This is a genomic window from Acinetobacter sp. XS-4, from assembly GCF_023920705.1.
Taxonomy (GTDB): Bacteria; Pseudomonadota; Gammaproteobacteria; order Pseudomonadales; family Moraxellaceae; genus Acinetobacter.
Genome location: NZ_CP094657.1, coordinates 1,962,102 through 1,980,453, shown reverse-complemented (window position 1 = coordinate 1,980,453; position 18,352 = coordinate 1,962,102). Strand labels below are relative to the sequence as shown.

The 18,352-nt window shown below is 36.4% G+C and carries 15 protein-coding genes and 1 pseudogene; 2 read left to right on the top strand and 14 right to left on the bottom strand.

The annotated features are described in order from the left end of the window. The 4 genes from MMY79_RS09275 to MMY79_RS09260 form a co-directional block, all read right to left on the bottom strand. On the bottom strand, positions 1-1,239 hold the full coding sequence (locus MMY79_RS09275; protein WP_252613262.1) for a hypothetical protein: 1,239 nt from the start codon (positions 1,237-1,239) through the stop codon (positions 1-3). A 237-nt stretch (positions 1,240-1,476) separates the two neighbouring features. Continuing rightward, complete coding sequence (locus MMY79_RS09270) at positions 1,477-1,995, bottom strand: GNAT family N-acetyltransferase (RefSeq protein WP_252613260.1); 519 nt, start codon at positions 1,993-1,995, stop codon at positions 1,477-1,479. Positions 1,996-2,016: 21 nt separating this feature from the next. Continuing rightward, a complete protein-coding gene (locus tag MMY79_RS09265) occupies positions 2,017-2,604 on the bottom strand; it encodes a hypothetical protein (protein ID WP_252613259.1) in 588 nt (195 codons plus the stop codon). Positions 2,605-2,775: 171 nt separating this feature from the next. Continuing rightward, entirely contained in the window at positions 2,776-3,324 is a 549-nt protein-coding gene (locus MMY79_RS09260) for a TetR/AcrR family transcriptional regulator (protein ID WP_252613258.1), read from the bottom strand. Positions 3,325-4,707: 1,383 nt separating this feature from the next. Between MMY79_RS09260 and MMY79_RS09255 the strand changes: the two genes are divergently transcribed. Then, positions 4,708-5,184, top strand: coding sequence for a hypothetical protein (locus MMY79_RS09255; RefSeq protein ID WP_252613257.1), 477 nt, complete (start codon positions 4,708-4,710; stop codon positions 5,182-5,184). Positions 5,185-5,351: 167 nt separating this feature from the next. Continuing rightward, entirely contained in the window at positions 5,352-5,792 is a 441-nt protein-coding gene (locus MMY79_RS09250) for an HD domain-containing protein (protein WP_252613256.1), read from the top strand. 35 nt (positions 5,793-5,827) lie between these two features. Here MMY79_RS09250 and MMY79_RS09245 read toward each other — a convergent pair whose 3' ends face one another. The 10 genes and pseudogenes from MMY79_RS09245 to MMY79_RS09200 all read right to left on the bottom strand — a co-directional run bounded on the left by MMY79_RS09245 (position 5,828) and on the right by MMY79_RS09200 (position 18,331). Next, entirely contained in the window at positions 5,828-6,472 is a 645-nt protein-coding gene (locus MMY79_RS09245; RefSeq protein ID WP_252613255.1) for a hypothetical protein, read from the bottom strand. A gap of 11 nt (positions 6,473-6,483) precedes the next feature. Beyond that, complete coding sequence (locus MMY79_RS09240; protein ID WP_252613254.1) at positions 6,484-7,455, bottom strand: 5'/3'-nucleotidase SurE; 972 nt, start codon at positions 7,453-7,455, stop codon at positions 6,484-6,486. A 232-nt stretch (positions 7,456-7,687) separates the two neighbouring features. After that, the gene (locus tag MMY79_RS09235; RefSeq protein ID WP_252613252.1) at positions 7,688-8,851 is read right to left on the bottom strand and encodes a hypothetical protein; all 1,164 of its coding nucleotides are present in this window, start codon (positions 8,849-8,851) and stop codon (positions 7,688-7,690) included. Next, positions 8,844-10,173, bottom strand: a pseudogene (locus MMY79_RS09230) (TolC family protein). Before MMY79_RS09230 ends, MMY79_RS09235 begins: the two are co-directional and overlap by 8 nt. Further along, positions 10,170-11,756: a GH3 auxin-responsive promoter family protein gene (locus tag MMY79_RS09225; RefSeq protein ID WP_252613250.1), complete on the bottom strand. Its 1,587-nt coding sequence runs from the start codon at positions 11,754-11,756 to the stop codon at positions 10,170-10,172. Before MMY79_RS09225 ends, MMY79_RS09230 begins: the two are co-directional and overlap by 4 nt. Continuing rightward, positions 11,753-12,541, bottom strand: a complete 789-nt coding sequence (locus MMY79_RS09220) for a hypothetical protein (RefSeq protein WP_252613489.1) — start codon at positions 12,539-12,541, stop codon at positions 11,753-11,755. Before MMY79_RS09220 ends, MMY79_RS09225 begins: the two co-directional genes overlap by 4 nt. 188 nt (positions 12,542-12,729) lie before the next feature. Then, on the bottom strand, positions 12,730-14,277 hold the full coding sequence (locus MMY79_RS09215) for a DHA2 family efflux MFS transporter permease subunit (RefSeq protein WP_252613248.1): 1,548 nt from the start codon (positions 14,275-14,277) through the stop codon (positions 12,730-12,732). 24 nt (positions 14,278-14,301) lie between these two features. After that, positions 14,302-15,363: an HlyD family secretion protein gene (locus tag MMY79_RS09210; RefSeq protein WP_252613246.1), complete on the bottom strand. Its 1,062-nt coding sequence runs from the start codon at positions 15,361-15,363 to the stop codon at positions 14,302-14,304. Positions 15,364-16,059: 696 nt separating this feature from the next. Beyond that, the gene (iaaH, locus tag MMY79_RS09205; protein WP_252613245.1) at positions 16,060-17,520 is read right to left on the bottom strand and encodes an indoleacetamide hydrolase; all 1,461 of its coding nucleotides are present in this window, start codon (positions 17,518-17,520) and stop codon (positions 16,060-16,062) included. 91 nt (positions 17,521-17,611) lie between these two features. Then, on the bottom strand, positions 17,612-18,331 hold the full coding sequence (locus MMY79_RS09200; RefSeq protein WP_252613244.1) for a helix-turn-helix transcriptional regulator: 720 nt from the start codon (positions 18,329-18,331) through the stop codon (positions 17,612-17,614). Positions 18,332-18,352: the final 21 nt, after the last annotated feature.

Below are 18,352 nucleotides of genomic sequence, written 5' to 3'. Positions count from 1 at the left end.
TCATTTAGTTTTTTTTAGATCCATGTTATTAATTGACAAATAACTAAAAATCTGAAGAAACAATATAAAGATAAAAAATGTACTCCAATTATATTTCGAAATTAAAATAGATGCAAATGGAACTGAAACAATTAATAATAGCATAGGTAAAGATGACAATATAGAGTATTTAAATGAAGAGTTATCTCCTTGAACAGATTGCATAATATAATTGGAATAAGTATAAGTAATAAAACTTGATGAAAAAACATTTAATATAAAAGCTATTAATACGAATAAGTTACTATTTAAACTTAAAAAATTAAGAAGCATAAAAATCATTATAGTTATTGATTTAATCAATAAAGAATAAAGCATTATTTTTTTGAGTGAAAAAATTTTACTTGTAAATTTCCATAAGTGACTTAGAATTAAAATCGATAAAAGAGGAACGATTGTGTTGATTACTCCAAAAAATTCAATAGATAATTTAAGCTCCTTAATAAAAAATACAACGACAAATGATGATAATGTTAAATCAAATAACTTATAAAATAAAGAATACACATAAAATTCTTTCAAATTCAAAAAAATAATTAATGACTCTTTAAAATTATTAAAACTAGTTTTCAATATAAATAAGAAACAAGTACAAGGAATTATAAGGAAAAAATATAATTTATTTTTCGAAATAAATTCTAAAAATTTTTTTATTTCTGTAAAATTAAATATATTTAAGAATATAAAAAAAATAAATGATGAAAATAAAAATAGAAAATCAATATTTTTATCAAATAAATTATTAAAAATAAATAAAACTGCACCACCTGCGAATATTGAAGACAGCCTCCACCCACCAATATAATATGAAAGAAAGAATGGTCTTTTTTCATCTGAAAAATTTTTAATTAAATTTAAATCAGTTAAAATATCAAAGCATGCTCCAAGAAAAGCAATATTAAACAACATTAACATAAAAATTAACATTTTAATCTTTGAAAAAAATATTAAAACAACAAATGACAAACATATCAAAAGAGCAAAAAATGATATTAAATATTCTATATTTTCCTTTTCAACCGAATCAGCAAAACTACTCCATAAAAATTTAAAAGAATATGGAAGTAAAGCAAAAACTAAAGAAGAAATAAATGAAATATCATATCCTAAAGTAGCAAAAACTGCTTGAAGAGTGATGGTTAAAAAACAATATATATATCCAGACAAAAAACCATATGCAACAAGTTTAAATTTATTCATGTTATTTAAATATCAAATATCAACCAATAATTAAAAATTTATTTAATACATTAATAATATAGATATTTCTAATGGTATTTTTTGTTCTTATCTGTATAAAATTTTATTATTCTATGTAATCTAAAAAATAATAACTGACACATCTTTAGCTAAATTTAAAATAAAACGATTATATAGAATAACTAATAATTTAGGTACATACGCCAAGAAAATACCGAAATTCCCTAAAATCTAATTTCAAACAAGCTTCTTATAATAAATAGCTGTGCCGTCGTAGTTCCCATTTGAGCTTAATGCAAAACTTGGAATTACACCTACACGAACAAATCCAATCTTGCTATATAAAAGCTCGGATACATCACCTTCACGCGTATCTAATACAAGTAAACATAGACCTTTTTCTCTTGAAAAATTTTCTAGTTCATTCAGTAATAACGTTGCTATTCCTTGTTTTCTTGCTGTTGTCAGAACCATGAGTTTTTCAACTTCAGCTCTGTGAACACCGTTCTTTTTACTCGCTAAGGATAATTGAACACTACCTACAATCTTTCCTTGTTGAATAGCAATCCATAGACGGCTATTACCTTGTGCTAATTTATGGTTGACCTCACACCAATAATTTAAGACTTCGTTCTTTTCTACAGGAGCCAGAAAACCTATTGATGCTCCGTTATTTACAGAATCTTCTAATAGTAGCGATAAGCCTTCTTCATAATCGCCAATTTCATTTATATCTAAAATTTCAATGTCTTTCATATTTTTCTCAATTAGTTCAAATCAATCTTTTGCCAAATGCATATGTGGTGCAAAAATAAAATGTCGAGGTTCTTGGTATTGCATAATTAATGAACGCAATTCGGTAATGAATGCCTCTGCTTCTTCTTTGTTAAGATTAATACCAAATGAACAACCATCATCATAACCAATTAAATGAATAGTACCTTTGTGGAACTCTGGCAAAAAAGGTGGATACGCTCCACCACTCCAAGGTCTGTAAACAATTTCGATAATCTTCTGAGTATTAATATCCGTTGTTAACAAATTTTTTCCAAGGCAGTCTTTAGAAATGCGAAGATTATTTTTGGAAATAAAAAATGTTTCCTCGGCATTCTTAGCCCATCGTTTATTTTTTCTATATTCATAGTGCTTGTAGAAAAGAAATAATAAAAATAATAGTAGTACAATAAATGTTTGAATCCCTTCATTTTCTATATATGCTTCAAAAGCAATACATACAAAGAAAATGTCATATGTAGTTACTATTACACGGTCCCAAATTATTAAATTTTCTAAATTCTCACCATTCATTTTTAAATGAATCGTAGTTCCCACATCTGAAGTATGTGTTTCAAATTGATTTGGCATCCAATACTCAATTTTCTATGTTTATTGTTTAATAAAACAACTGTACTTATTGAACCTTACTTATTAGCACGGCGCTTAAAATTCGCTATTGATGTGTATTATAAAATTACCCAACAGAATTTTATAGCGGTTTAAGACGACATGTCCGCATATTAAAAACTCTCCTATCTTTCACCCCATCCCCCTCAAAAACACCTCAACCACCCTCTCATCAACTTCATTTGAGCTTAAACGCTGAATAACGGCGCCTTCGATCATATATAAAAAGAGTTTGGCATCGGTAAAGGAAACATCGGGGTTAAGCCCTCTAAGCTGGCTATATATTTCATTGATGAGCCATGTTCTGTAACGCACGGCGGTTATGTACGCTTTTGGATGGGTTAGTTTTGTTTCAAAAATAGCTTTAAATAATAAGTAATACAGCCCGTCTAGGTCTGTGTGTAAAAGATAGAGCTTTTTGAGTTTATCGATTGCGCTTATGTCATGGTCGTATTCAACCACTGAAACCACCTTTTCTTTTAAGCGCTCTTTTTGCACAATCAGGCAGATTTCTATCAACCGTTCTTTTGAGTGAAAGTAGTTATAAAAAGTCGCTTTGGTAACTTCACATTCTTTCACAAGTCTGTCGATGCCGACCAGATGAAATCCGTTGTAGTGAAATAACTCAATTGCCTTATTTACGACTTTTAATGCACGTGTTGGGAGAACTAAATGTGGCATATTTTTACCGTTATAAAAAATTATTGTTGTATATAAATGAGATGTAAAAACCGCTGCCTTTGGGAGAAAAAAAAGGCATAGTAAAGCCGTAAAGACTGTGCTCAGCACATCTCAAGGTTTAATTGTCTAAGTTTTAAGTAATAACGAGCTAAAGCCTGAAAAAGCCTTACGGCGATCAAGCTGCGTTAAATGTTTTAAGCTGTGTCGTTATAGCTTTTGGCAAAGGCTGCCAAGAAATGATGAATGTGCAAAGCCAACTCCTTATATATGGAGTTCTGCCAAGACATTAGAATTATGGTGGCAGAACGGAAGTGGGTTAGCAGACTGGTTAAGACATCCAGCACACCCGTAGGTGTCCCACTCCCGTCCTACCGCAACGGGAGGGAACGAGATGTGCACGCACAAAACTATTCCTCAGAAGAAATAATCCTGATGCGGTCTTAAAACGGTCTGCTAAAACCGACTGGCGATGTAGGCCAGCCCGCAAATGGTAATCTTCAATATTTAAGGTGTCAATGTGAAATTGGCTAGAAATTATTTAAATAGTTATTATTTTTCATTTAATTACATAATTAAGGGAATTCTTAAGTAATATTTACAACCTACTTTTATATCATTAAGTTAAAGTTCAAAATCATTAAAACTTAAGGTCTAGTATGGCTTAAATATTAAACAACTATTTTCTTTTATGAGTCTATATCAACAAATAAAAAATATTCTAGATTATTTAAGCAATTAACAACCACACCCCACCTATTAATGACATAATTTATAAAATTAAAGGACGTTACCATCATAGCACTAATATTTATAAATATTTTCATCAGGATAATTATTTCAAATAAAATACCTTTTATTTTTAATTATTAATATTTATTATAACACTACCCAATTAAAATCCATAAAAACCACATTTAAATTAAAATATTAATACAACTTAACAATAAAGCCATAAATTCAACCAAGCTAAAATATAATACCCATACCAATGATATCAATTACTTATAGTAAAAATAGAACAATAAAGTTATTTTCAATCAGTGCTTTAATTATCAATTTTAGTCACATTTCAATTAAAAGTTATCTTTCTTGATAAAAAATAAAACCATTTCCACATCTAAAAACAACATAGTGAAAAAATACCAGTAAAATATAATTTGTATCAAAAACGGTTTATTTTTTAATAAACACTATATTAACAACCCAACTCAAATGGTATTTTAATAAAGACAAAATATAAGCCTAAGGCATATAAATAAATCATACTTCAAACGCTTTATAACCAATGGTATTTAAAATACCAGACAAAGCATCCAGCGCGATTACTTTTATAAACAATAAAATAAAGCGATTGGATAAAACATAATTTAAGAGGATTTAATCATGTCAACTTCATCAAACACTGTTGTTATTATCGATGATACTGGGCTATTAACCAATATCACATATATTGATAATTCTGTTGTATATACAGACGGCGAAACCTGTGATCCGCCACCCTCTATTACTAAAAAAGGAAATGTTTGGACTATCACTTTAGACTGTAACCGTAGCGGCTCATCGCAGGTTGCTAATAGTTATGTTGAACTATTACAAAAAGGTAGTCACATGTTTGCTGATAGTCAAAGTAGTGGAGACACCCCTAGCAAGCTTAACTTCTACTTTGGCGTTAATTTGCAAACTTCATCGGCTTCCATTCCCGTATATCTCGCTCAAGGTCACTATGTTGGTCATAACAATTGGTGGTTTGGTAGTCTAGCCGTAACTAATATTGGTGGAAATAAACCTGTTCTATTAATCAATGGTACGAACGTCGCTTTAACTGGCGGTAATAGCTCATTCACTTTATCAAATATTTAAAGCTTATGAATAATACGCCGATTCATCGTTCACTTAAAAATGAGCAGTCTCATTTCGAGGCTGCTTTTTATATATGCCTAATTTGAGTATTCAGTATAAACTTGTATTTAAGCGACCAAATTCAAGAATTAGGCCGCGTCATATACTTAAAGTGATAAGAGCAAAAAATGACTCAAAATGAAGTTGAATTAGCAGAGAAATTGTCAAAAGAATCTCATCAAGGTCAAAAGTATGGTTCTCATGATTACTTCGATTACCATATTAAAGGTGTGGTCAATTCATTAATTGAGCATCGATTTTCAGAAGTCTATATTATTACAGCCCTTCTACACGATAGCGTTGAAGATACACCTCTTACGCTAGACAAAATCGAAAGTTTATTTGGCAAAGAAGTCCGTGATGCCGTTGATGGATTAACTAAACGGGAAAGTGAAACACGCGAAGAATATTTAATTCGTTGTAGTTCGAATCTGATCGCTCGAGTCGTGAAACTTCATGATGCAGCCTTTAATGCGCATAACTCACATAAGGACAATAATCACTCACGAGTAGATTATTACCTTCAAACCATGTTAATTGTTTCAACGGCGCAAGATAGGTTGGAATGAAAAGACAACGAAATAAATCCGTTGTCTTTTTATGTTTAAGATTGTGCAAATGCCCAAATATCTTTTGATGCAATCGTGTCAGATACGAGTCTAAAACTCATAGGTTCTAAGTCTTCATCTACCACAACATAGCCTTTCGAGTTATTTTTTAGCGCATCACACTTGTTATCGGTAAGTTGATAATTTGCAGTGTTCGCTAAAGCGCTTTCAGTAATAACGCCTGTAAACACACAATTTGGGTCTTTCGAGACAATTTTGCCTTGTGCATTAACCTCGGCATTTACCGTTGTTCCATCAGGGAAAGATAAATCGTATGTTCCGGCCAATTGATTAAGCAAAATTTTCTGATCATCAATTTTTTCATAATGTGCCAATTCAACGGTCATCGCTTGATTAGACTGATTGCTCTGCCAAGCTTTGGTTTTTACGTCATAGCTCATCACAATTTTTGCACGATTTTCGTCATCATCTAAAACCAATAATTTAGAACCATCTGCGCCAGAATAGTATTTACCCGCCAGAGGTAACTCTTCATCAGTTTCAGTACTAATAATATAAGTACCGACATCTAAGCTCGGAGCTAATGCAGGTTTTTCAGCAGTTACTTGGTCATTATGATCATCGTCATTACAAGCCGCCAATCCAAGCCCAAGAAGTAAAACCAACAAACAACGTTTCATGGTCTCTCTCCTTACTTGTTAAATAGGCTTTTTAAACGAATTTTAAGCCACTCTTGAGCTGCTGGTCGCTGGTCGTAAGCAACTTGCATTGGGGTAACAGCAATTTTACTAAGCATTACGGCGCTTTCATCCGACATTTGAGCTGCGGTTGGAGCCGATGGTGCCGCATCTATTCCTAGACCAAATTGGTTGTTGCCTTTATTGTCTTTTGTCACTTGGAACTTCAGCTTATATAAGTCATAAGTCCCAATTTTTGAAAAAGCAAAAGGTGTGCTGGTTGTTAAATTTTTAGGAAAATTAACATTAAGCGTGATGCCTTTTGGCAACAACTGGCCCTTACCTGCCTTAGCTTGTAATTCTTTTAATAACACTACGGTTTGTTTTGCCACAATCGCAGAGTTAGGGTTGTTTAAAGTTTTGTCATCTACCGTGTTTGTATCGGCGCTTAATGCAATAGATGGAATGCCACGTCCTGCCGAAAACTGAACATTACCAATCGTGCCAGAGTGTACAACGACTTTTCCGACATTTTGTCCTTCATTCGGGCCAGATAAAACTAAGTCTGGCGCTTTACCCCAGCGTTTTGGTGCAACCACATCTAGTCCATAAACTGTTGCCATGACTGGTGTACCATGCGCGTAGTTCCAGTCACCATTGGTATAACCCGCTTTGGTAAAGGTTCCAGCAGCAGGTGCGCCAATTGGTGCTGCGCCATTGTGACAACCGTTTTCAGCCGCAATTTGCTTATCATTATCCGCGGTAATCATTGTCGAGCTGTACATCACGATTGCGCCACCACGACCACTTTGTGGTGAACAAGGTACAGACACAAGCACGCTATGGCCATTTGCTTTTAATTCATCATAAAGCGCTTTGACATTGCTGGTTAGACCGTCATCGTTAACCAATAAAATATTTAACGCAAAAGCTGGAGTTGTACACAAAGACAGAATAAGGCCGCCCAATAAACTTTTTTTCATCACTTAACTACCATGTTCTTAAATTTCGATTTGTATAGTAGTTGCGCTATATGTACGTTTAGTGACTACGCATCAATAAAAATTAAAATACTTTTCCATTAAAAATTAAACAATTATATTATAAATTATTGCTAAGTTTTCTTTTATAAACTGATCTTCAACTTCAGCGCTCGTATTCAAAATGACAAAACCCACATTCGTGGGCTTCATTCAAAGTATCAATTCAAGCTTTAAATTAAATACGTCCAACCTCTAAGTATGGAATCAAGTTTTTATCAAAATGTGGTCGTGGGTCGCCTTCATAACTAATAAAACCATGCATTCCTGTTAAGCGTTCGCCTTTATAAAACTGGTTTAGCTGATAGCGCGGGTCTTTATGTGAAAGCGTAAAACTCACCACACCAACACCCTGCTGTTTTGACTTGTTATAGGCATCTTCGAGCATTTTATGATGCAAAGCCAAATCTTGTGGATGGCACATAAGCGTATGTAGCACATGATACTGAATAGAGTCACCCAGTTTAGGCAAACGCATCCCTTTGGTTAGCGGAGTCAACAAGTTATAAACGGGTCTAAAAATTCCAATGACTGAACTGTAATGCAAGATTTTGGTTTGCTTAATACTATGCTGATCCCATAAACCAAACATGCCCACCAGCTTTTCACCCTTAAAGTAAAGTGAAAAGTCTGAGAGTTTTATTCCTGAAAAATACTGATGTCCTTCGGCAAGTTCTTCAAAGTTATAGGCAGGAATAAAGTTATAAAACTCTGCCATGTTGGCAATAAATTGATTCATGACTGGCACATGCTGAGCTTTAGCAACACATGTACGAATCTCTTGTATGTCACTTTGCTGAGAAGTCTGCTTTAAAAAAGCCGTGACTTTTCGTTTTGCACCAGTGTCGGTGAGGCTTAATGTTTCGATAAGCCCTTCGTCATAATAATCAGGCATTCCCGTTTTGCCTGTTTGGATGGCAGCGCGTGCCGCATGGTTATCATCAAAAATAATCATTTGGCTATAGTTCGGTTCATGCATGGTTTGTTTTACATGCTTTGCTAAAACCTTCACCAGTGATTTACCTCGATAGCTATGATCTACCCGTAAATCACCCGCGTACCTTAAGTTTTGAACGTTCCGATCGACATAACATGGGCGGTAACCGTTGCTATAACAAGCAACATTTTTCTGACTCTCGGTGTCTTCAATCAACACATGTAATTTATGTCGATAGACAATGTCGGACGCTTTAAAATAACTCGGTTCGCGCTGAAAGCTAATTTGTATGCCTTTGGTGGTCATCGGTACGGCGACTAAATTTCTTAAAGCCTGATCATCTGCCAAAGTTGCTTCTCGGGTAATCAGGCTATTATCAGCAAGTGGTGGATTTGTTTTATTCATTATTCACCTGTTGTACGGTCTGTATGGGGAACTACGTTATTTAAACGCCCCATTTGGTCGAGTAGCTGATAGACAAACACCACTTCGTCTTGGTCATTCACGGTTTTCTGAGTTTCTGCATCGAGTAACTTTTGCTCGGTATTGAGCAAATCAAACGTGGTTTTGGTGCCAACATCAAACTCTTTACGTGTGTAGACAAAGGCAATAGACGCAGCCTCAATGGCATTTGCCAGTGCTTCTTTATTTTGTCGAATGGTTTGAAGCTGTGCATAGGTCGTGCGTGTACGCTTATTTAAATCCAGTTCAAGACTTCGCGTTTTTTGGTTAGCCAAATCTATATCGGCCTGTGCTTTTTTAACATTGGCGCGATTTAAACCATCGTCATAGAGCGGTACATTAAGCTGTACCCCAACCATATAGTTATTACTTTCCGAACCAATATAGCTTGCTTCATCTTGCTTTCCGGCACGGCTGGTGAGCATGACCGTAGGCCAGAGTTCACGTTTAGTTAAAGCGTATTGTTTCTCTGCAGCCTGCTTTTCGTATTTGCTACGCATTAAAGCTGGATGGTTTTTGGTTTGAGCCAAAATCTCATCTAAGTTAGCCGGAATAGCGGGTAGTTGCTTAATGGCAGCAAGGTTTTCAGGCGTTTCACCTGTCACTTGATAAAACTGCGCTTCGCTTACGGTTAGGTTAGATTGGGCCTGTGTAATATCGGCTTGGCCTTGTGCGACTTGCGCCAAAACTTGGGCTAAGTCTGCACGGGTAATCATCCCCACGTCAAAACGGCGCTTTGACTCATATAAAGATCGTTGCAGATTTGCCATGGTCTTTTGTCTGAGTTCTAAAATAGCTTTCTTCTTTAATACATCGGTATAGACCATCACGGTATTTAAGATAGTTTCCGATCTTTGATCTGACAAACCTTGGTTTTGTGCAGAAAGCTGGCTTTCGGCAACATCTATTCCTAAACGGTGTCGTCCAGACGTATAAATCGGATAATCAGCCTGTAATTGCAAACTTCGGCCTTTACGGTTTCCTTCGGTTGGAAATAGAACGTGTGAAGGCGTATCTATTCTTTCATAGTCCAGTTGCCCAACTAAATTGACTTTGAGTCCATCACGCTGTTTAGCTTGCTCAAGCATTGCGGTGGACTGGTTCACGCTTAAACGGCTGACCTCAAGCTGACTTTCATGTCTTAAACTGGCTGACAAAGCCTCATCTAAAGTCATAGCGTGTGTGTTCGACACAACCAACACGCCCAGATACAAGGCGTGTCGAAGTGTTAAAAACCGAGTATTAAATGGCTTCATCCCTTTCATAGTTGTTCCAAACTATTCAGGGTGACTTTCTTGAGTGGCTCAGGTTTGATATTGCCTTCGATAATGCCATCAAACATGACCAATTTTTTGTAGGCATTCCAACCATTATTGGCTTGGCGAATTTGAGGTTGATCAAGCTGTCCTAAGTTTCGAGCAAGTTCGTAATGGAAGTTTTGACGCAAAATACTGTCGATATATTCATTGCTAATGCTGTGATGAATTTCACCTTCAAAAAGCACGCAATAAAATGGTTTAACGTATTGCTGGGTATCAATCGCGAGTAAAGAAATCGCTTTAGATTCCGTTTCATTTAACTGCGACAATAATTGCTGAGCAGTTTCAGGTGCGAGTTTTTCACCGACCAGATCGACCCCAAAACGGCGACCTTGGAACTCAAAACACGGAATTTGCTCTATAAAACCTGTTACCCGTAAGCAATCATCCAGACAGTAACGAAGCAAGCCATTACCCGAGGTAATCAGCGGGCTCACCACATCGCCTTGTTTAAGCTGCCACGACGGAATGATTTGTCCTTGTTTATCACCTTCTAAATATTCAAATTCGTAGAAGTGACTTTGATACGCCAGTGGATATTGGTCGTTATAGGGAATGGTGACGACACCTTCAGTCGCCCATAGACCTTTTCCTTCAAACTGAACACTGGGTAACTTCTCTTGTAATTTTTCGGCCCAAGCTTTTGAACCTGCGGTATCCCAACTCGACACTAAACTTAACTTTGACCAGAGCTTTTTAAAGTCAATCTGTGTACCGTTTGAACTTGCAATTAAGGCTTGAGCACTTTCAGGGCTATGCGGCGCAGTGACTTCTTTTAATGAAGCCTGACGGTTACCCCATAAACCACTTTGTAAAACTTCAATCACATCTTGTTGTAGCAACTCTAAACGTTCGAGCAATTGCAGCGCAAAAGTTGGACTCCACACCGAAATCATGGCTAAGTTACGGTTCGCGACCAAATAGCAAAGGGTGGCAAACAGTGCGTCATCGGCATTGGCAGCAAAGGCAACATTACTTGGAACCGCTTGAGTAAACTTCGACAAAATTCGCTTACCGACACCGAGTAGTGCACTATCATCATTTAGGTTTTTGTCTTTTAAAACTTCACGCTGGCTTTCAGGTAACCACGACACCGACCAATAATGTGTGCCTGAACTGAGCTGTGGGCATTTACGGTATAAACTCGCCATCCACGGCGCAATCGCATGATCAAGCTCATCTAAAAACAGCTTGGTATATGGAATAAACTTGATTTGCTCACTCGAACCACTGGTCGGTTGGAAACGGACTAGCTTACTGCTAGACAGTGACAGCTTTTGTTCACGATAACGCTGAATATCTTCTCGCCATGCGCCATAACGTGTCGCAGGAAATGATTTTACAAACTGATCATAGTTTTGAACTTTTTTATCTTTAGCAAACGTCGAGGTCTGTAAAATCGAATGCAAGATTTGTCGTTGTGTCGCTTCTAAAGCATTAAACTGTTTTTGAAAATTACGGTCAGATGCATCACACCATTTTTTTAAAATTAAATGTGAGCCAAGCGTCAGCCATTCATTAGATTTCATTGGATGGCCTCTCTACGTTTTGCTTTAGACGTTACACAGGCTTCAAATTTTCCCTTACTTGTAGGCTTAGTGATGAGCTTCACTGGGAACCGAGCAATATCTTTCCAGCCTAATCGACCAATACACGGTAGTTCTGTGCCTGCTTTCCATGTCGGATTCAACTGCTCAAAGAAATGAATATTTGGGTTTTTTTCTCTCATTTCGGCAGTAATGGGTGCGACTTCACCTTTTAATGGTTGATAGTCATCTCCAAAATTTAAGAGCCCCGCATCTTTGTCATAATATTCGCCAAAGAATTTCTCACAATAGTGTTCGACGACTTCCGAGAGATGCTGGTTTTCATCTTTAATATTTGGGTAATACACATAGTAGTTATTGGCAAGTAGCAGGTAAGTTTTATAGCCTTTAGAAATCAGGAGCCAATAGAGTTCGTTAAATGGATATTTCACTCTTAACTTGATCATGAGTTTGAGCATGGTACTTTGTAGACTACGTGTACCCCAAAATTTCTTCAAAATGACCGTATCACCGCTAAATAATACGGTGTAGTCCTTACCATTTAAGTAGAAATGCTGCACCACAACGGTAGAGAAGCCTACAATCTCATTTGTTTGTGAATCAAAAATTAAGATTGCACCGCTTTTATTTTGAAAATCATCTACGAAAATAGAAAATCTCGTATTTTCATAATACTGTTCGTAAATGGAATACATCACTTTTAATCGCTCAGTATCGATTTGCTCTTTTTCAAAATATTGACCATAAGTCGTGTTTTTCAGGTTCAATTTTGAAATTAGTTTATACGTTGTATTAATCATAATCCTTTAACCTTCCACCTCTAATTTGCGAGTTCCCCGATCTCATCAACCGATTTTAGAAAACTCATCTCAATGTTCTTTTTCTATGAAGGGATACGTTTTGATATGCCCTATTGTTTTTCATTCTTTAAAAGCTGCTCTTTATTTCTAAATCGCTACATGTTCATTTTCTTCCCCCGATCCATAAAGATGGTTAAAAATGCGGTCACAAACATGATGATTGCGAGCATGCGTAATAGGTCATTAAAACTCGATGTCAGTGCCTGAAAATGAATATCGCGATAAATCACACTGAGTGCGATTTGCTGGGCATTTGAGCCAACTTCTTGATATTGCGCCGTGAGTTGATCGAGTCTTTCTGTAAAAATCCAGTTTTGCGGTGTCATCGACTGATTAATCTGGGTGACATGTAGCGCAGTCAGCCAATCTAAGGATGAGTTAATCAGTGCTAATCCAACCGCGCCGCCAATATTACGCATCAAGTTATAAATACCACTGGCATCGGCTACTTTGCTGAGTGGCAAAGTGCTCATGGCTAAATGCGAAACCACAATCAGGCAGATCATGAGACCAATACCACGATAAATTTGCGGCCAAAACATAAAGTCATAATCACTATGAATGCTCAAATGTGAATTGAGCCAGACACCAAAGCCAGCCAGAACCATTCCGACAAATACGGTTTTTCGGGTATCAAAATTGGGAATAAGCCATGCAAGAAATGGCGCAAAGCAGAACATGACAATGCCTGTCACCATCATGACGTGACCAATTTGGCTACTGTTCATTTCACGGACTTGCCCAAGAAACACTGGAATCATGTAACCCAAGCCATAGAGCGCCATACCAATCACAAAAGTTGTGATGGCACTTAAGGTAAAGTTTTTATTTTTAAACACGGATAAATCGAGCAAAGGTTTAGGCTGGGTAAAACTTCTAGAGAAGAAAATCATTCCGCCCACAACGCAGATCATGAAAGCAATACGAACGCCTGTGTCTGCAAGCCAATCATGCCGTGCGCCTTCATCAAGGAAATATTCCAGCCCACCCAAAAACATCGCCATACCAATCAGGCTGAACCAGTCCATACTTTTGATGAGTGAATAGTTCGCGCGGTCGATATTTGGACCCGAGTAGATGACGGTCGCAATGATAATGCCCGGAATAATATTAATCAGGAACATCCAGTGCCATGAGAAGTTATTGGTTAACCAGCCGCCAATGGTTGGGCCAATCGCCGGCCCCAAAGTACTGATCATTCCAAACATGACTAAAGGCAATGAGCGTTTTGCTTCAGGGAAAAGTAGATACAACGCGGTCATGGAAGTTGGAATCATTCCGCCGCCCATAAAACCTTGAATGCCACGAAAAACCAATAAACTTTCCAAGTTCCATGCCAAGGCACAAAGTAAAGAACTGACCGTAAAACCAATTGCACAGATGGTGTAATACACCCGTGTTGAAAGCACCCGCGAGACAATACTCGACATTGGAATTGCAATAATCTCGGCAATTAAATAAACCGTTTGCACCCAAGTGACTTCGTAACGACTTGCACTCATTCCAGCTTGAACTTCGTTTAAAGAACTTGCCACAATCTGAATATCAAGAATCGCCATAAAGTTGCCAAAAATCATGGCCGCAAAAATTGCCCATGCCGTCTTTGCGGGAAACATCCACTCGGCGTCAACGTGCTTATTCATGTCTTATTACCTAAAATTTTATTATTAAGTTCTTAGGTCAACGGTGGCACTGACCGACATACCAGGTTTTATCAAATCAATATGTGGGCTTGAATCTATGGCAATACGTACAGGAATACGCTGAACAACTTTGTTAAAGTTTCCTGTGGCATTGTCTGGTGGCATGAGTGAGAAAGTTGCGCCTGATGCTGGTGAAAAGCTTTCAATTTTTCCGCTGTAAGTCAGGCTTGGGTAAGCATCAAGTTTTAATTTAACTTTCTGACCAATATGCATTTTTTCAATTTGGGTTTCTTTGAAGTTCGCTTGTACATACAAACTATTTTCAGGAATGATCGCCATTAAGCGAGTTTGCGGAGAAACACGTGATCCTTTCTGGATTGCAAGGCTTCCTATTTTCCCTGCGACTGGGCTCACCACTTTTGATGAAGCCAAATCAATTTGATAAAGGTTTAAGTTTGCATTGGCACTTTGAATATCTGCCAAAAGTTGCGCTCTACTGGCCTGTAAACTACCCAACTGAGCTTCTGCTGAATTTACGGCGGCTTGTGCCTTGCTTAGCTGTGCCTGAGCCGTTAAATATTGAGATTGAACCCCTTCAAAGTTTTGACGAGTAATTACCCCATCTTTTAATAAATCTTGATAACGTTCAAAATCTTTTCTTAAGCGAGATAAGTCTGCTTGTGCCGCAACAACGCCACTATTTGCTTCAGTAATGGAAGACTTGGCAGACTTTTCATTTTGCTGTTGTACACCAAGCGCTGCTTCTTTTAAGCTCACGACAGAACTAGCCTGATCATAACGAGCTTGATAATCGCGGTGATCTAATACAGCTAAGGTTTCCCCTTTTTTTACAAACTGATTATCGTTAATTAATAACTCAATCACTTCGCCTGAAATCTTTGGCATCACCCAAGTAACATCTGCTTGCACATAAGCATTATCAGTAGATTGATAAAATCGGTATACAAAAAAATAATATATGATGCCTGCGACTAAAAATAACAACAGGACACTAAAAACACCCCAAGTTATCTTTTTTCGACTTTGGAAATTAGTATCAGTTTCTAGCTGAGCTACGTTATCCATATTCATTCCGTTTATTTGTAATATTCGATTTTTTATTTACACCAATAAACTATTAGCGTCTTTTTTACGTAACTTTTCACTTGGTTTATTCAATGAATCGTGACAGCGTAAAATTTGGTGCAAATTATTATTCTTAAATCTATTAAATATCATTGACCGTTTTGACATATATTTTTTATATTTAAGCCAATACACTGCATACTATAAAAAATATGTTTAAAAATTATGTGATTTTATATTTTTTAAAAAATTTAATTATAAAAACTTTCTTTAAAAATTAATTTAAATAAATAAAATCAACAAATTACAAATATAATTATTTATATAAAAGTGATTAATTGATAGAATTATTTATTGCATTAATATTAAAAATTAGCTTTTACTTTGTATAACTTGTGTGGATTTAATTAGGTTAATATGTAATTTAAAGAAATTCTTCAAGAATTTTATTAATATTTATAGAAGCATAAAGTATAAATATGTGGGTTTATTAAGAATAGCAAATAACAGCTTATTAAAGATGTATTTTCAATATATTTATAATTAATTATATTAAGTTAAATAACATAAAAATTTTCAGACCAAATCCAACTTATTTTTAAGAAACCAAGCAATATTCAAAAATAAAATTAATCTAAAAAAGAGTTACTTTTAACTCTTTTTTATTTAAAAAATACAGAATTATCGGTTTATTTTTTACTTATTTAAAACCTTAAATATTTCTTCTAAAGTCATCCCAATCGCAAGTATTTCACTATCTTGACCAAGTAAACCATCAATTTCTAATCCAACGGGTAGTTTCGATTTCGCTCCCTTTCCAATGGGTAAACTCAGCCCTGGTAATCCAATATTACTTCCGGGGTCCGTATTTCGAATTAGTGTCTGGAAATTTTCAATTGAATTGACTTGTTCATTTGCCAGCGGTGCAACAATCGGTGATGTCGGGAGTAATAAAGCATGTAAGTTATGCGCTTTAAATGTGTTTTGGTAGAGTTCAAGCAATTGGGGACGAGCTTCACTGATGGCTTTTTGATAGAAAGGTAAAACAGGAACAAGTTGCCCCATCTGATCTTGAATTAATTGGGGAAGAATATTCTGTTTAAAAATTGCCTGTACATCTGGGCTTGAGATCTGATCAACTACAGTCTCAATGGTCAAATTTACATGATGATCTTTCAAATATTGAATAAGGTCATATTTGCCTTCATAGACGACCACTGGAAATGAAATCGCATGATTGAGTTGTTCTAAATTTGGCATATCGACATTAATAATTTCGACTCCTGCCTCTTTTAAAAGCTCAAGCGCAATATGAGCCTGCTCACGAACATCTTCATCTAAATGATTCCAAAAATATGGATTGATGCCAAGCCTAATTTGATGAGGCTGTAATGGTTCTTTCTTTGGCTCTTGAGTAATAAGCTGATCAATTAAAATAATGTCAGATACTGTGTGTGCAATCGGGCCAGCCGTATCCCGCGTATGTGAAATTGGGGTAATACTGTCTTGTGAGTATCTTCCTACCGTTGGACGAAAGCCAACACAACCATTTAATGCACTTGGCAAACGAATAGAAGCACCCGTATCTGTACCAATCGCAATCGGAACCATTCCAGCGGCAACAGCCACAGCGCTGCCTGAAGAAGACCCGCCAGCAATGTGTAATGGGTTTACGGCATTTCGTGTACCGACAACGCCTTCAATGTGCATGGCAGTATTATAACCAGTTACCCCAAAGGCCAATTCATGCATATTGGCTTTACCTACAATAATCGCGCCGTGGTCAATGAGCTTTTGAATAATCGGTGCGGAGCTTTTAGGCTTAAAATCAGCTAAAGCTGGTGTACCTGCACTATTTGAGAAACTAGCAACATGAATATTATCTTTAATTGCAATTAAAATGCCCATTAAAGCTGGACATGGTTTTCCACTAAGTAAATATTCATCCCAATATTGAGATTGTTGAATTGCTGAAGCTTTATCTGTGCTAATAAATGCATTTAAAGACTCTTGTTTTTCAATAGCGGCAAAGTAGTGATGCACGAGTTCTTCACAAGATACTTCTCTCTCATGAATCAGTTGAGTGATGACATCTACTGAAGCATTTGCTAAACCCTGTAATTCAATCCAATTCTTTTTTTCAACTGCATTTGACATGGTGACTTAAAATCCATTTAAGTTGTGATCTTAAGAACTTAGTACAAATTGCTTGATAATTCGTATCCTCAAAATTGAGGATTGCTTTGCTTTAATGTTGAATGAGTAAAGCCATTTCAGTGCGATTATTGCAGCCTATTTTTCTCATAGAATTATTCAGATGGGTTCTTAATGTGGTAAAACCAATACCAAGTAAACTTGCCACCTCTTTATCACTTAAACCTTTAGAGACCAAATGAACCACTTCTTGTTCACGTGGAGTCAGCCCATATTGTGTTGATAAATCTGCTGGTAAGGCTTGGGTAAAATAAGGTTCAAGCAGATTTAATATTCTTTTTTCACGTTCACCAAACATGTCAGCGTCTTGCGCACGCCAAATGCGTAAATCACCAATATCTATACCATTTCGGACAAAATAAATATTTATACCGTGATACAAACCATAGGTTTTTAAAAACTCATTGTAATAGCCTGTTTTTTCCAGGTCTGCGAGAGGCATGACTTCGTTTACAAATGTCGGTTTCTGGAGTTTATGAAGCTGTGCAGTAATGGGGTCATCAAATTGCCAAATACACTCATAGTCCAGCATCGCTTTGGGATCGATTTTCCATATCACACCTTCTTTCGATAAGTTATGTGTTGAATCCCAAATATAAGATGCGGCAAAATCAGCCCGCAACAAGATGGCAATATCTGCAATGATATTTTCACGTAAATTATATTGCCCTTTTCCTGAGCCAAGTTTCCATAATATTTCAGAAAACAAGGTGAACTCAGACGGGCTGAAATCCTTTTCTAAAAGTGCGGTCATCGTCTACCTATTTAACGAAAT